General features: G+C 62.0%; 11 protein-coding genes. 7 read left to right on the forward strand and 4 right to left on the reverse strand.

Going from position 1 to position 14,668, the window contains the following annotated elements:
- Window positions 1-163 precede the first annotated feature (163 nt).
- Entirely contained in the window at window positions 164-586 is a 423-nt protein-coding gene (locus KUV45_RS17965; protein WP_224852177.1) for a TM2 domain-containing protein, read from the forward strand.
- On the forward strand, window positions 583-1,242 hold the full coding sequence (locus KUV45_RS17970; protein WP_374107046.1) for a LysE family translocator: 660 nt from the start codon (window positions 583-585) through the stop codon (window positions 1,240-1,242). The genes KUV45_RS17965 and KUV45_RS17970 overlap by 4 nt, the downstream gene beginning before the upstream one ends.
- A gap of 173 nt (window positions 1,243-1,415) precedes the next feature.
- Here the strand turns inward: KUV45_RS17970 and KUV45_RS17975 are convergent, their stop codons facing one another.
- Complete coding sequence (locus KUV45_RS17975; protein WP_222164334.1) at window positions 1,416-3,359, reverse strand: transglycosylase SLT domain-containing protein; 1,944 nt, start codon at window positions 3,357-3,359, stop codon at window positions 1,416-1,418.
- A 68-nt stretch (window positions 3,360-3,427) separates the two neighbouring features.
- On the opposite strand from KUV45_RS17975, the gene KUV45_RS17980 reads away from it, so the two are divergent.
- From KUV45_RS17980 to pflA, 5 genes are all read left to right on the forward strand, one after another.
- Window positions 3,428-3,964, forward strand: coding sequence for a DUF1232 domain-containing protein (locus KUV45_RS17980; protein WP_308126725.1), 537 nt, complete (start codon window positions 3,428-3,430; stop codon window positions 3,962-3,964).
- Window positions 3,965-4,176: 212 nt separating this feature from the next.
- Entirely contained in the window at window positions 4,177-5,175 is a 999-nt protein-coding gene (locus tag KUV45_RS20345) for a PaaI family thioesterase (protein ID WP_224852178.1), read from the forward strand.
- Between the two features lie 231 nt (window positions 5,176-5,406).
- Window positions 5,407-7,311 (forward strand): molecular chaperone HtpG, encoded by a 1,905-nt coding sequence (gene htpG / locus KUV45_RS17995; protein ID WP_222164335.1) that lies wholly within the window; start codon window positions 5,407-5,409, stop codon window positions 7,309-7,311.
- Window positions 7,312-7,709: 398 nt separating this feature from the next.
- Complete coding sequence (pflB, locus tag KUV45_RS18000) at window positions 7,710-9,986, forward strand: formate C-acetyltransferase (protein WP_222164336.1); 2,277 nt, start codon at window positions 7,710-7,712, stop codon at window positions 9,984-9,986.
- A gap of 95 nt (window positions 9,987-10,081) precedes the next feature.
- On the forward strand, window positions 10,082-10,825 hold the full coding sequence (gene pflA / locus KUV45_RS18005; RefSeq protein ID WP_222164337.1) for a pyruvate formate-lyase-activating protein: 744 nt from the start codon (window positions 10,082-10,084) through the stop codon (window positions 10,823-10,825).
- A 133-nt stretch (window positions 10,826-10,958) separates the two neighbouring features.
- On the opposite strand, the gene sstT is transcribed toward pflA, so the two are convergent.
- From sstT to trpB, 3 genes are all read right to left on the reverse strand, one after another.
- The gene (gene sstT / locus KUV45_RS18010) at window positions 10,959-12,188 is read right to left on the reverse strand and encodes a serine/threonine transporter SstT (RefSeq protein ID WP_206944865.1); all 1,230 of its coding nucleotides are present in this window, start codon (window positions 12,186-12,188) and stop codon (window positions 10,959-10,961) included.
- 298 nt (window positions 12,189-12,486) lie between these two features.
- On the reverse strand, window positions 12,487-13,332 hold the full coding sequence (gene trpA / locus KUV45_RS18015) for a tryptophan synthase subunit alpha (RefSeq protein ID WP_224852179.1): 846 nt from the start codon (window positions 13,330-13,332) through the stop codon (window positions 12,487-12,489).
- 27 nt (window positions 13,333-13,359) lie between these two features.
- Window positions 13,360-14,607 carry a tryptophan synthase subunit beta gene (trpB, locus tag KUV45_RS18020; RefSeq protein ID WP_222164338.1) on the reverse strand — a complete coding sequence of 416 codons (1,248 nt, stop codon included), beginning with the start codon at window positions 14,605-14,607 and terminating at the stop codon, window positions 13,360-13,362.
- Window positions 14,608-14,668 lie beyond the last annotated feature (61 nt).

Below are 14,668 nucleotides of genomic sequence, written 5' to 3' on the forward strand. Positions count from 1 at the left end.
TGTTTGAGAGACACCGCTGGAACGGTTTCTTCAGACAAGCGAGAATGGCCTACCTCGACCCGCCAAGTTACTGTAGATCGAAAGGTCTGCAGCGTCCAGCGGCACGCGTGTTATGGCGTGTCGACGGACCTGACGACAGGGATTCAACGTAAAAGGAATCTGCATGACTGCTCCTGCGATGTACAACGACGACACCCATTCCAAGGTAGTGGGCTACCTGCTGTGGTTGTTCGGTTTTCTCGGTGCGCACCGGTTCTATTACGGCAAGCCGGTGACGGGAACCATCTGGTTCTTGACGCTTGGCCTATTCTTCATTGGGTGGATCATTGATCTGTTCTTGATTCCGAGCATGGATCGGGAGGCGGATCTGCGCTTTCGCGGTGGACCGACCAACTACACGGTGGCCTGGGTGCTGCTGACCTTCCTTGGCGTGTTTGGTCTTCACCGCTTCTACATGGGCAAATGGGTGACCGGAATCATCTATCTGCTGACCGGCGGCCTGTTTCTGGTTGGCATTCTGTATGACTTCTGGACCCTGAACGACCAGATTTCTCTCAAGCACGCCGAGAACCCCGGAGCGCAATGACCATGGCGGAGTGGATGGACGGGCAATTGCTGGCGTTTGTCGTGGCGATCACGCTGCTGAGCGTGACGCCCGGCATCGATACGCTGTTGGTGATTCGAAATACGGCGCGGGGCGGCCTGCGTGATGGTGTGCTTACCAGCATGGGGATCTGCTCTGGTCTGTTTGTCCACGCCACGGTTTCGGCCCTGGGTGTGTCACTGATTCTGCTGCAGTCGGCGTGGGCCTTCTCTGCGCTGAAGCTGGTGGGCGCTGCCTATCTGGCGTGGCTCGGAGTGGCTAGCTTGCGTCAAGCCTGGAAGGGCGGCGGCCTGGAAGTGGCGGCGGTCAGCGGCACCTCGCGGCAAGCGGTTCCGATGTGGCGCCCCCTGCGGGAAGGGCTTCTGTCCAATGTGTTGAACCCCAAGACCGTCGTGTTCTACATGGCCTTTCTGCCGCAGTTCATCGCGCCCACGGATCCCGCCTTGCTCAAGTCGCTGTGGCTGGCGGGCATCCACTTCATCATCGCGAACGTCTGGCAGATTCTGGTCGCGGTGCTGGTGGGAAGCGCCAGCCACTGGCTGGCACGGCCCGCGTTCTCCCGGGTGCTCAATGGCTTGACCGGGGGCGTGCTGGTGGCGTTTGGTATCAAGTTGGCGCTGACCAGGGCGCCGGCGTAAGGCCGCGCCGAATAGGCGGCCGCCCGGTCGATTCCTGCGCTGAAGGCGTTCGGCTTGCGCTAGCGCAAGGTGGCAGCGTAGAGAGACATGGCAAACAAACAGGGTAACGAAAAGCCCCAGTCCAGTTGGACCGGGGCTTTTCTGTGGGGAGGTAACGGTACGCCTATGCTGGTTCAGCGCCTGACCATGCCAGCATCGTAGCGTGCCGTCTTCTCTGCCGGCGTCAGTACCTGCACGCCCTGGGTCGACCCCTTGGCAAGGCTCTCGAACACCACGCGGTATTCGAGCACGGCGCGCACATAGCGACGCGTTTCCTTGAACGGGATTTCTTCGACGAACAGATCAAACTCGCCAGGCGACCGCGCCAGCCAGTTGTCGACCCGGTGGGGCCCCGCGTTGTAGGCAGCCGCCGCCGCAATGCGGTTGCCCGAGTAGCGAGCGATCATATCCCGGATATAGGTGCTGCCGAGGCGAATATTGGTGGCGGGATCCAGCACCCCATAGGGGCCAGGGTCGCCGATCCCCACCTGCCGTCCGACCAGTGCGGCGGTACCCGGCATCAGCTGCATCAGACCACGGGCGCCTGCCGGCGACAGCGCCTCGGGGTTGTAGGCACTCTCGCGTCGGGCAATGCCCATCAACAGGTAGGGATCCACCGCATTGGCCTGGCCCCAGCGCTGGAAGTCAGCGCGATAGGCTTCCGGAAAACGCCAGGGCAGGGCGTCCAGCATCTTGCCGACGATGGTGGTCTGCACCAGGCGCACGTGCCAGCCCCTGGAGGCGGCATAGTCAGCCAGGCGCCGCGCATCGGCGGGGCTGGCCTTGCGCACCGCGTGGTACCACTCCAGGTTCGCCAGTCCCTCCTGCCCGACGCGCAGCAGGGCTTCCGTGCGGCGCACCGTGGGCCAGTTCGCGACCTGAGAGCGTTCCGCATCGCTGGAGTGATGGCTTTCCATATTGAGGTTGTAGGGCTGCCCCAGGCGGTCTGCTGCGACGAAACCGAAGAAGTCTCGCTGCCCGGCTGCGCGAGTAAAGGCTGCCTGTGCGGCGGTCTGCTGGCCGCGCAGAGTCAGCGCACGTCCAAGCCAGTATTGCCAGCGGGCCTTGCCTTGCACCTCCGCGGGCATGGCGGCGACCGTGCGTTCCAGCGCCCCCCAGTCGCGGTCGCGGATGGCCAGGCGCGCCCTGAGTTCAAAGACTTCGGCATCCTGCTGCGCCGGCAAGGCGCCATCGATCCAGCCAAGCAGTTCGCGCTGGTCACGCCGTAGGGCGTGATACATGATCTCGCGCTCGAGGGACTGGCGCGCTTGCGGGGACAGGTTCACCCGTGTCGATACCTGTTGCCAGCCGTTGAGCGCAGAGGCCGCCGACGTTTCCGCACCAGCGATGACGGCGGCACGCACAAAGTCCTCTGTGCCGGCGCAGTTCGGCCCGACACAGCTGCCTACGCTGGCCAGACGGGAGGGGCTGATATCCACGCTTTGTTGTGCAGCTACTGCACTGCTCCAGGCCGGCCCGAGCTGGCGGCCGAGATAGCTGACCAACCCGTCTTCGCCGTTTTCCCAAGCCAGCATCATGCGCTGGAAGATCTCCAGGTCGCCGATGTCGCCCCTGGCCCGTAGCGTCGAGAATAGCGTGTCGCAGGCATCTGGCTGGGAGCTGCCGACGTTCCACAGCTCGCGTCCCCCTTGTGCGGCCTGGGAGGGGTTCTGGCCGAGTTGAGCGGTGTAGTAGTAACACTGCTCTGCCGTGGTCGCCGGGACGCCGTTGGCCACGGCGAGCAGGTCGCCGTAGCGACCGGCACGGCCATAGCGCAGGATGGCCTGTTCGCGCATCCAGTCACCGAGGGGAGCGTCGGCATTGGCGGAGATGTAGCCCAGCACCTCCTGGGGGGAGGCGTTGGGCAGACGGTCACGCAGGCGATAGTACGCCACGTAGCCCTCTAGTTCGTGACCACGTATGGCAGCGTCGTTGATCTGCTGGAAGTTACCGCTGCGAGCAGCTTCCAGGGCACTGCGCATGGCGCCATCGCTGGCCTGGGCAGAGGCCAGCGACGGTGTACAAAGGGCCGTCGCGGCCAGCAGTGGCGCTAGGCGGCGAAACAGGGCGAATGGCATTGAGACCCTCCTGGTCCTGAGGTGAAGACACGATTGCCTGGGCGCGCCTGAGTGCGCCTGGAGGCTCCATGGTGACCGAACATGGGAAGCTTGAACAGTCATGTTATCTGACGCTGAAGCTTGACCCAGAACAGGTCCGCCTCCATGTTGACAGTGTCGAGGCCGAAGCCCAGGACATCGTCCCCAAAGGCTGGCTGCTGTCACCGCTGCAGGCGTTTGACGAGACCTGCGTCCAGGAGGTTGTTGAGATGTCCCTGTTTGACCGTGTCCCTGTGATAGGACGTCTTTCCCAGCGTTCGAGAGCCTTCAAGCACATCTTGAGGGCCTTGAAGCTGTTCATTCCGATGCTCCAGGATGTGCTCGGCGGACGTTATCGCCCAGTGCCCTGGTCCGCCTTTGGCTGGATGGCGGCGGCCTTGGCCTACCTGGTGTCTCCGTTGGATCTTGTTCCGGACGTGCTGCTGCTGTTTGGTCTCGTCGATGACGTGGTCATTGTCGGGTGGTTGCTGACCAAGGTGGACGCGAGTCTGGCAGATTATCGGGCCTGGCGTGGCGACGTCGAAGAGGACGCGCAGCGGGAAGAGCGGGATATCAGTGATCTGTAGTCTGCCCGGTTGACCCGTCGGCAGCGCTGAGCGGTGGTGGAAAGCCCTGCCGCCGCCAGGCCCACTGTTCTTGGGTAAGTCTTCATAGATACGTCTTCATAGATACGTCGTCATGGGTAGCTAGACCCATCGTTCATAGGTAAAAAGGCGAATGGTGGACCTGAAGGGTTCTGACTAGGCTGTCAGTCAAACGTTTGACTATGGCGCTCGTCATGTCCGCACAAGAAGATGCTTTCGCTTCACCTTCCTTTTCGCTGTGGCGCCAGGCTCTTCAGCGATTTATCGATGTCATTCCGCACACCCACATGCTGGAGATGCAGGTCACCTCGGTGGACGAGGAGGGCGTTACGCTGTATCTGCCCTGGCATCCGCTGTTGTCGGGAGATCGCCAACGAGGGCTGGTGCACACGGGTGTCCTCAGCATGCTGCTTGACACCGCCTGTGGCGCGTCCGTGCTGACCGCGTTGCCCCAGCCCGAGGTATGCCCGACCCTGGACCTGCATATCAGCCACCGCCGCCCCGGTATCGAGGAATTGCCGCTGTGGGTCAAGGCCAGAGCCGATGCGGTATCGTCCAGTGTCGTGTTCACCGAGGCTCAGGCATGGCAGCAGGATGGACAGCCACTGGCCCGAGCGAGCGGGCATTTCGCCAGGCTAGGACCCCGCAACACGCCTCCTGGATTTGCCGATGCCATGTTTGCCGGTCTCGCGGAGTCGGATGAATCGCCGGCTGTACCACCGACCCCGGTGATGGCGGCCCGTGGCAGCAGCGTTGCCCTGGATCCACTGCTGTTAGAGGCGGGCATCAACGATGATAACCTCGCCCCCTGGATAGCGCAGATACCTTACGCAGGGCAGCTCGGGGTGTCGGCCTGTCGCGACGATGAGGGGCTCTGTTTTGCGCTGGAGGCGCGGTCTTCCAATATCGGTAACCCCATGCTGCCTGCGCTTCACGGTGGTGTCGTGGCGGCATTCATGGAAACGGCTGCGGCCCTGCATACGCTCAGCCAGTCCCGCCAGCCACGCCTCCCTCGGTTGGTCAATGTGACCGTGGACTACCTGGCACCCGCTGCGGTGAAACCGACCCGTGCCCGCTGTCGCCTGGTACGCGAGGGGCGTCGTATGGTCAATGTGGACACATGGGCGTGGCAGGATGACGAAGCGACACCCATCGCCCGTGCGCGCATGAGCTATGTGTTAGATCCCGCCTAGCGTGTGCTGAATCCTGAAGCGTATGTGCCGGAACCAGCGCCAAGGGGTGCGCTGCGGGCTTGAAAAGACAGCGTCTAGCCCCATATCGATGATCAATTGAAGATCGTACGGCGTTGAGCGAGCGCCGACAGGGGATGCCCTGACGCCTCGCTACCCGCGTCGCACACTCTGGAACGCCAGTGCCCCGGCACTGGTCCGGAAAACGCTATGTCGAAAGGGGTTCGACCTACCATGACCACCGCTACTCACGAAGAAACCCTGGGCTTTCAGACCGAGGTCAAGCAGCTTCTCAACTTGATGATCCACTCGCTGTATTCCAACCGCGAGATCTTTCTTCGGGAGCTGATTTCCAACGCAGCGGATGCCTGCGACAAGCTCCGTTACGCCGCTCTGGACAACGACGCCCTGTATGAAGGCGACAGCGAACTGCGTGTCGAGATCGAGCACGACAGTGACGCCAAGACGGTGACGATTCGTGACAACGGTATCGGCATGAATCGCGACGATGTGATCGCCAACCTCGGCACGATCGCCAAGAGCGGCACCGCGGAGTTCCTGAATCAGCTATCCGGCGAGCAGCAGAAGGACGCCAAGCTGATCGGTCAGTTCGGTGTCGGGTTCTACTCGGGCTTTATCGTCGCCGACGAGATCACGGTGCGCACGCGCAAGGCGGGAGACGCAGCGGATGCGGGCGTCGAGTGGCGTTCGAAGGGCGAAGGTGAGTTTGTGGTGGCCGAGCTTGAGCGCGAGAAGCACGGTACCGAGATCATCCTGCACCTGAAGGATGATGCCAGCGAGTTCGCCGATGACTATCGCCTGCAGAGTCTGGTGCGCAAGTACTCCGACCACATCGAAGTGCCGGTGAAAATGCCGCGCACGGAAAAGGCGACCGACGACGAAGGCAATGAGGTCGACGGTAGTGAAGTCACCACCTGGGAGACCATCAACGAGGCGACAGCGCTGTGGGTTCGTCCCAAGGGCGAGGTGTCGGATGATGAGTACAAGGCCTTCTACAAGCATGTGGCTCATGACTTCTCCGACCCGCTGGCCTGGAGCCATAACAAGGTCGAAGGCAACCTGGAGTACACCAGCCTGCTGTACGTGCCGGGCCGTGCTCCCTTCGACCTGTACGAGCGTGATGGTGCCCGTGGGGTGAAACTGTATGTGCAGCGTGTGTTCATCATGGACGACGCTGAGCAGTTCCTGCCGCTCTACCTGCGCTTCATCAAGGGCGTGCTGGATACCCGCGACCTGTCGCTGAACGTGTCCCGCGAACTGCTGCAGCAGGATCCCAAGGTCGACAAGATCAAGTCCGCGCTGACCAAGCGTGCGCTGGACATGCTGAAGAAGCTGTCGAAGGACAAGGAGGCCTATCAGAGCTTCTGGAACACCTTTGGCGCCGTGTTGAAGGAAGGCCCGGCGGAAGACTTCGCCAACCGCGACAAGATCAGTGGCCTGCTGCGCTTCTCCAGTACTCACACCGACAGCGCCACCCAGGACCAGTCACTGGCCGACTATGTCGAGCGGATGAAAGAGGGTCAGGACAAGATCTATTACATCGTCGCCGACGGCTTCAATGCGACCAAGAATAGCCCCCATCTGGAGATCTTCCGCAAGAAGGGTATCGAGGTACTGCTGCTGCACGACCGGATCGATGAGTGGCTGATGAGCCACCTTACCGAGTTCGATGGCAAGAAGCTGGTCGATGTGGCCAAGGGTGACCTCGATCTTGGTGATGTCGAGAACGAGGAAGAGAAGAAGGCCCAGGAGGAGACCGCCAAGGCCAAGGAAGACCTGGTCAAGCGGGTGAAAGAGGCACTGGGAGACGAGGTCCAGGAGGTCAAGGTCACCCATCGCCTGACGGATTCTCCTGCCTGTGTGGTCCTGCCTGAGCACGAGATGGGCTTCCAGATGCGCCGCATCATGGAAGCGGCGGGCCAGAGCCTGCCGGAGGTCAAGCCGATCCTCGAACTCAACCCGGAGCATGCGCTCGTCGCGCGTCTCGAAGCGGCCGGCGACGAGGGCTTTGCCGATCTCGCCAGGATTCTGCTTGATCAGGCGATTATCGCCGAGGGCGGCCATCTCGATGATCCCGCTGCCTACGTCAAGCGTCTGAATGCCTTGCTCAGCGCCTGACAACAGGCCGGCAGATTGATCGGCGTACCTCTGGGTACATAGCGCCATCGTTGCGCCAGGGCGGCGCCACCTTCGGGTGGCGTCGCCTTTTTATGGCGCGCTCTGCTCGCTGACCCTCTCGCCTGTTTATCCTCCCTGATGCGCTAAATCGCCAGTTGCGCCGCGACCTTATTGGACGCTGATACGGGTCAAGTCCGGGCTGTCCCTCTACTGCTAAAGTCGAATGGTCCCGCTGGGTCAGAGGTTGTCTCGCCCAGCAAGAGCGCTGCATCCACGTCACCATCGAAGTGACGACCGCGCTGCCACCGATCTTCAAGCTTTGCTGCCCCCTCCGATGGATAGAGGGGCGCAGTGAATCTGCACTAGTTTCGTATTTCCTTTTGTTGAGGGGCAAGTCGATGAAAGAGCAATTCGCACAGGCGTGGGAAGGGTTTGCGGGCACCGCGTGGAAAGAGGGGGTCAACGTACGCGACTTCCTGCTGGCCAACGTGACGCCCTATGAAGGCGACGAGCATTTTCTGGTGGCAGAGCCCGCCACGAGCACCCGCGCACTGTGGGACCGGGTCATGGAGGGCATCAAGCAGGAGAATGCCACCCACGCGCCGCTGGACTTCGACACCTCGCTGGTGTCCTCCATCACCGCCCATGACGCCGGCTACATCGATGCGTCTCTCGAGACCATTGTCGGTCTGCAGACCGAGGCACCCTTGAAGCGGGCCATCATGCCCAATGGTGGGATCAAGATGGTGGAAGGGTCCTGTCAGGCCTACGGCCGCGAGCTGGATCCGCAGGTGAAGAAGATCTTCACCGAGTTTCGCAAGACCCATAACCAGGGCGTGTTCGATGTCTACACCCCGGACATCCTCAAGTGTCGCAAGTCCGGCGTGCTGACAGGACTCCCTGATGCCTACGGACGCGGCCGCATCATCGGTGACTATCGCCGGGTCGCGCTTTACGGTGTCGACTTCCTGATGGCCGACAAACAGGCCCAGTTTGCTTCTCTGCAGTCACGCTTTGAACAGGGCGATGATCTGGAGGCGGTCATTCAGCTGCGTGAAGAGGTCGCCGAGCAGTATCGTGCGCTGGACCAGCTGAAAGAGATGGCGGCCAAGTACGGCTTCGATATCTCGGTGCCGGCCACCACGGCTCAGGAAGCCATTCAGTGGACCTACTTCGGCTACCTGGCTGCGGTGAAGTCCCAGAATGGCGCGGCCATGTCGCTGGGGCGTACCTCCAGCTTCCTCGACATCTACCTGGAGCGCGATCTGAGCCATGGAGTGATCGATGAAGTGGGGGCCCAGGAGCTGGTCGACCACTTCATCATGAAGCTGCGCATGGTGCGCTTCCTGCGCACGCCTGAGTACGACGAACTGTTTTCCGGCGACCCCATCTGGGCGACCGAGTGCCTGGGGGGCATGGCCCAGGACGGACGCACGCTGGTCACCCGTACCAGCTTCCGTTTCCTCAACAGTCTGTACACCATGGGCCCAAGTCCTGAGCCCAACCTGACCGTGCTGTGGTCAGAGCAGCTGCCAGAGGGGTTCAAGCGCTACTGCGCCAAGGTGTCTATCGACACCTCGTCGATCCAGTACGAGAACGACGATCTGATGCGCCAGGACTTTGCCTCCGATGACTACGCGATTGCCTGCTGCGTGTCCCCCATGGTGATCGGCAAGCAGATGCAGTTCTTTGGCGCTCGTGCCAACCTGGCCAAGACGCTGCTGTACACGATCAACGGTGGCGTCGATGAGAAGCTCAAGATTCAGGTGGGGCCAAAGAGCGAGCCGATCCGTGATGAGGTGCTGGACTTCGATGACGTCTGGCAGCGTATGGATGGTCTGATGGACTGGCTGGCACGGCAATACGTCACCGCGCTGAATGCCATCCACTACATGCACGACAAGTACAGTTACGAAGCGGCCCTGATGGCGCTGCATGATCTTGACGTCAAGCGCACCATGGCCTGCGGTATCGCCGGGCTATCGGTGGCGGCGGACTCACTGTCCGCGATCAAGTATGCCACCGTGCGCCCAGTGCGCGACGAAGACGGTGTGGCGGTGGACTTCAAGATCGACGGTGACCACCCGTGTTTTGGCAATAACGATGCACGGGTTGATGATATCGCCTGTCAGCTGGTGGAAGTCTTCATGAACAAGATTCGCCAGCTCAAGACCTACCGTGGCGCCGAGCCTACCCAGTCTGTGCTGACCATCACCTCCAATGTGGTCTACGGCAAGAAAACCGGGACTACGCCGGACGGGCGTCGCGCCGGCGAGCCTTTCGCGCCGGGAGCAAACCCGATGCATGGACGTGACACCAAGGGGGCCGTGGCGTCGCTGACGTCGGTGGGCAAGCTGCCCTATGCCCACGCCAAGGATGGTATCTCGTACACCTTCTCGATCGTGCCCAAGGCGCTGGGCAAGGACGAAGGCACGCAGCGTGGCAATCTTGCGGGCTTGATGGACGGCTATTTCCACCACAGTGATCGCCAGGAAGGTGGCCAGCACCTGAACGTCAACGTGCTCAACCGCGAGATGCTGGAAGACGCCGTGGTCCATCCCGACAAGTACCCGCAGTTGACGATTCGGGTGTCCGGCTACGCGGTGCGCTTCAACTCGCTCACCGCAGAACAGCAGCGGGACGTGATCAGCCGTACCTTCACCGAGACGCTCTAGGGCGCACTGACCAAGACTCGCCCTGAGGCCGCGACAGCGGCCTCCCTCTGGCTCCGGGAATTTTCCCCGGAGCCCTTTTCTTGCGAGGCGACGCCATGTCCCGTATCGGCCGTCTTCATCATCTCGAGAGTTGCGGTGCCGTTGATGGCCCCGGCATCCGCTTTCTGGTCTTTCTTCAGGGCTGCGTGATGCGCTGTCAGTACTGCCATAACCGGGATAGCTGGGATCTGAAAGGAGGACGCGAGGTCTGCGTGGAAGAGGTCATGGCGGAAGCGCGAACCTATCTACCGTTCATGCGTGCCTCTGGAGGAGGCATCACCTGCAGCGGGGGAGAGGCGCTGCTGCAGCCAGCTTTCGTGCGGGATCTGTTCGTGGCCGCCAAGGCAGAGGGGATGCACACCTGTCTCGATACCAACGGCTACGCCTGCCATTACGACGATGTGCTCGATGCACTGCTTGATGCCACCGATCTGGTGTTATTGGACATCAAGCATATCGAGGAAGGGGCCCATCGCGTACTGACGGGGATTTCCTCCCGTCGACCCTTCGCCTTCGCACGCCATCTGGCGGCGATCGGCAAGCCGACCTGGATTCGACAGGTGATCGTGCCGGGCCATACCGATAGCGACGAGATGATGCACCGACTCGGCCAGTTTATTCAGACCCTGGATAACATCGAGCGGGTCGAGCTGCTGCCTTACCATGGTCTGGGCGAGTACAAGTGGGAGGAGCTGGGACAGCACTATCCGCTGGCCGGACTTGAACCTCCGAGTCGCGAGACTATGGAGCGCCTGGTGGCGATTGCCGCTCGCTATCATCCGCAGGTGGTGGCGGGCTGAGCGACGGCGTCATGCGTTCCATCAAGCCTGTCCAGCAAGCCCGCTAAGCAACGCCCAGTCAGCAAGCCTTCCAAGCAAAGCCCCCGTCACCGCAGGGTGACGGGGGCTTGGTTCGTGCAGCTGCAGGAGGGGATCAGTCGACGGCTGTGCTGCGCTCGGCTCTGCGGCTGGCGGCGGCGGTGAACAGCACATCGGTGGACGAGTTAAGCGCGGTCTCCGTGGAGTCCTGCACCACGCTGATGACAAAGCCGATCGCGACGACCTGCATGGCCACATCGGCGGATATGCCGAACAGGCTGGCCGCCATGGGAATCAGCAGTAGTGAGCCACCTGCGACACCCGAGACTCCGCAAGCGGCAAGCGCCGAGACGATGCACAGCAGCAGTGCGGTGGCAAAATCGACGCTGATGCCGAGGGTGTGGGCGGCCGCCAGTGTGATCACCGTGATCGTGATGGCCGCACCGGACATGTTGATGGTGGCACCCAAGGGGATCGAGATGGAATAGGTGTCCTCGTCCAGCTCCAGGCGCTTGCACAACTCCATGTTGACCGGAATGTTGGCGGCGCTTGAGCGTGTGAAGAAGGCGGTGATGGCACTACCGCGAAGGCAGCTGAATACCAGAGGGTAGGGGTTCTTGCGGGTGGTCAGGAAGACGATCAAGGGGTTCGTGACCAGCGCCACGAATACCATGCATCCCACGATGACGGACAACAGGCGGCCATATTCCATCAGTGCGCCGATGCCGGCTTCGGCCAGGGTGCCGGCGACCAGGCCAAAGATGCCGAGCGGTGCCAGGCGGATCACCCAGCGGACGAGGGTAGAGACCGCGTCGGACAGGTCATTGATCATTCCCTTGGTGGCGGACTGGGCGTTTCTCAGCACCAGGCCGAGGCTGATGGCCCAGACCAGAATCGCCACGAAGTTGGCTTCCATCAGCGCGGCAATCGGGTTGGCGACGGCACTGAGCAACAGGTTGCGTAGGATTTCGATCACGCCGCCGGGAGGGTTGCCGCTGGCCTGGGCGGTATCCAGCGTCAATTCTGTGGGAAACAGGAAGCTTGCGGTGACGGCCACCAGAGCGGCCACCAGGGTGCCGGCAAGATACAGCATGAGTACGCTGTGGATCTGGGTCTGACGACCTCGCTGGTGGTTGGCGATGGCGGCCATCACCAGCACAAACACCAGGACAGGCGCAACGGCCTTCAGGGCAGAGATAAAGACCTGCCCGAGCAGCGAGACCGATGCCGCAAGGTCTGGGGACAGGGTGGCGACAATAATACCCAGCAGGATGCCGATCACAATCTGGGGTATCAGCCCCAACCGGTTCAGTGCCTTGAAGGGGACGCTCAGGGTGTTGGACATGACTCTGATCTCGAAGCGTGGTGTGTGCATCGACCGTCTCGCGCAGACGGATGGGGTGGCTTGTGGCCGGAAGGGGCGGGATTCTACCATCGCTGACCCGTATTACGGGTTCGACTTAAGCATGAGAATGGCAGAAAGAATATCGCGGGAGCTGGCGTCAGGCAGAGGACTGGACGTCGATATCGCGGATTTCTGGGAGGAATCGCCGTGATTGTTGCTCTGGGCCCATCATGGTAGAGGGCATAAAGACTCGACCACTCCGCGGGAGTGATCGAGTGATACATGACAAGTGCTCGTGTTAGCGGGAGGGAGCGTGACCTGCCTGGGTCAGCGCGTTGGCGAGCTCGCGCGTCAGCTCCAGCACCGCCTGAGTGCCTGCCTGGGGCGTCTCTCCGCTGGCCTGGGCATCTATCAGAGCGGAGCCGACCACCACGCCATCGGCAAAGGCGCCAATCTCCTTGGCCTGGGCGGCGGTGCGAATGCCAAACCCGACGGCGACGGGAATGTCGCTGTGAGTACGGATGCGATCCAGTTCCTGCTTGACCCGCTCCGCACTGGGCGCTGCACCACCCGTCACGCCATTGCTGGAGACGTAGTAGAGAAAGCCTGACGTGTTGGCGAGCACGCTGGGTAAACGTTCGGCGTCGGTCGTCGGGGTGGCCAGACGAATAAAGTTCAGACCGGCCTTGGCGGCGGGCAGGCACAGCTCGTCATCGTGCTCCGGCGGCAGGTCCACCACGATAAGGCCATCGACCCCGGCGGCCTTGGCCTGATCGAGGAAGCGCTCAACGCCGCGAGCGTAGATGGGGTTGTAGTAGCCCATCAGCACCACCGGCGTGAGCGTGTCGACTCGGCGGAGTTCGCGCACCATCTCCAGGGTGCGGTCCATGGTCTGACCTCCCTCCAGCGCACGCCGGGTAGCGTGCTGAATGGCAGGGCCATCTGCCATGGGGTCGGTGAACGGCATGCCAAGTTCGATCACGTCGGCCCCGGCCTCGCCCAGGCCCTTGAGGGTCGCGAGGCTGGTAGCGTAGTCGGGATCACCGGCGGCGATATAGGTCACCAGGGCGGCGCGGCCTTGCTGGCGGGTAGCGGCAAAGCGCTGAGCCAGGCGTCCTTGTGAAGTGGCTGGGGATGTCATCATGTCTCTCCTGAGGATAAGGGGCGCAGGTCAGACCGGGCCATTGGCGGTGTCGAGCCCTAACTCTTCAGCCAAGCATTGCGTCGCGGTGGTCATGTCCTTGTCGCCGCGACCGCTGAGGTTCACCACCATCAGGTGATCCTGGGGGAGGCCGGGCGCACGTTTGATCACTTCTGCCAGGGCATGGGACGACTCCAGCGCAGGAATGATGCCTTCCTTACGGCACAGCAAGGTGAACGCGTCCAGCGCCTCGCGGTCACTGGCGGCCACGTACTCGGCACGCTCAATGGCATGCAGCCATGCATGTTCGGGACCAATGCCGGGGTAGTCGAGGCCGGCGGAAATCGAGTGCGCATCGCTGATCTGTCCCTCCGCATCCTGCAGCAGGAAGGTGCGATTGCCATGCAGCACGCCTGAGCGTCCTCCTTTCAGGCTGGCGGCGTGACGAGGAGTGTCGAGCCCCTCGCCAGCGGCCTCTACGCCAATCAGTGCCACGTCCGGATCATCCAGGAAGGGATGAAACAGTCCCATGGCGTTGGAGCCACCGCCGATGCAGGCCACCAGGGAGTCGGGCAAGCGTTGTTCCTTGTCGAACAGCTGCTCGCGAACCTCCTGGCCGATGACCGACTGAAAGTCACGCACCATGGCAGGGTAGGGATGAGGGCCGGCCACCGTGCCGATGATGTAGAAGGTGGTATCGACGTGGGTGACCCAGTCTCGCAGGGCCTCGTTCATGGCATCCTTCAGGGTCCCATCGCCGGCGGTCACGGGAATCACCTTGGCGCCAAGCAGCTGCATGCGCTGTACATTGGGTTGCTGGCGGTGGATGTCGGTGCTGCCCATGTAGATGATGCACTCCATGCCAAAGCGTGCCGCCACGGTGGCGGTCGCTACACCGTGCATGCCTGCCCCGGTTTCGGCGATGATGCGACGCTTGCCCATGCGGCGTGCCAGCAGAATCTGGCCAAGGGCGTTGTTGATCTTGTGAGCGCCGGTATGCATCAAGTCCTCGCGCTTGAGGTAGATGCGTGCACCACCCAGATGCTCGGTCAGACGTTCGGCAAAGTACAACGGACTCTTGCGGCCCACGTAGTCGGCAGAAAGCCGTGCCAGCTCGTCGGCGAACAGCGGGTCCTGACGAGCTGCGTCATATTCCCGCTGCAGGTCAAGAATCAACGGCATCAGTGTCTCGGCGACAAAGCGTCCCCCGAAGTCACCAAAGAACCCTCTTGAGTCGGGCCCCTGGCGGAGGCTCTGTGTCGTGTCGTGTTGGCTCATCGGAAGCTCCAAAGCTGTCGCGGCGCGACCAGCGCCATGGGTGTCGAGGCCAAGAATAACC

The sequence above is a fragment of the Halomonas sp. DP3Y7-2 genome (genome assembly GCF_019800795.1).
GTDB lineage: Bacteria > Pseudomonadota > Gammaproteobacteria > Pseudomonadales > Halomonadaceae > Halomonas > Halomonas litopenaei_A.

Coding starts and splice junctions, on each gene's coding strand:
- KUV45_RS17980 (WP_308126725.1), top strand. CDS start 3,428: ATGGTGACCGAACATGGGAAGCTTGAACAGTCATGTTATCTGACGCTG.
- pflA (WP_222164337.1), top strand. CDS start 10,082: ATGTCCCGTATCGGCCGTCTTCATCATCTCGAGAGTTGCGGTGCCGTT.
- sstT (WP_206944865.1), bottom strand. CDS start 12,188: ATGTCCAACACCCTGAGCGTCCCCTTCAAGGCACTGAACCGGTTGGGG.
- trpB (WP_222164338.1), bottom strand. CDS start 14,607: ATGAGCCAACACGACACGACACAGAGCCTCCGCCAGGGGCCCGACTCA.
- KUV45_RS17965 (WP_224852177.1), top strand. CDS start 164: ATGACTGCTCCTGCGATGTACAACGACGACACCCATTCCAAGGTAGTG.
- KUV45_RS17975 (WP_222164334.1), bottom strand. CDS start 3,359: ATGCCATTCGCCCTGTTTCGCCGCCTAGCGCCACTGCTGGCCGCGACG.
- trpA (WP_224852179.1), bottom strand. CDS start 13,332: ATGATGACATCCCCAGCCACTTCACAAGGACGCCTGGCTCAGCGCTTT.
- pflB (WP_222164336.1), top strand. CDS start 7,710: ATGAAAGAGCAATTCGCACAGGCGTGGGAAGGGTTTGCGGGCACCGCG.
- KUV45_RS20345 (WP_224852178.1), top strand. CDS start 4,177: ATGTCCGCACAAGAAGATGCTTTCGCTTCACCTTCCTTTTCGCTGTGG.
- KUV45_RS17970 (WP_374107046.1), top strand. CDS start 583: ATGACCATGGCGGAGTGGATGGACGGGCAATTGCTGGCGTTTGTCGTG.
- htpG (WP_222164335.1), top strand. CDS start 5,407: ATGACCACCGCTACTCACGAAGAAACCCTGGGCTTTCAGACCGAGGTC.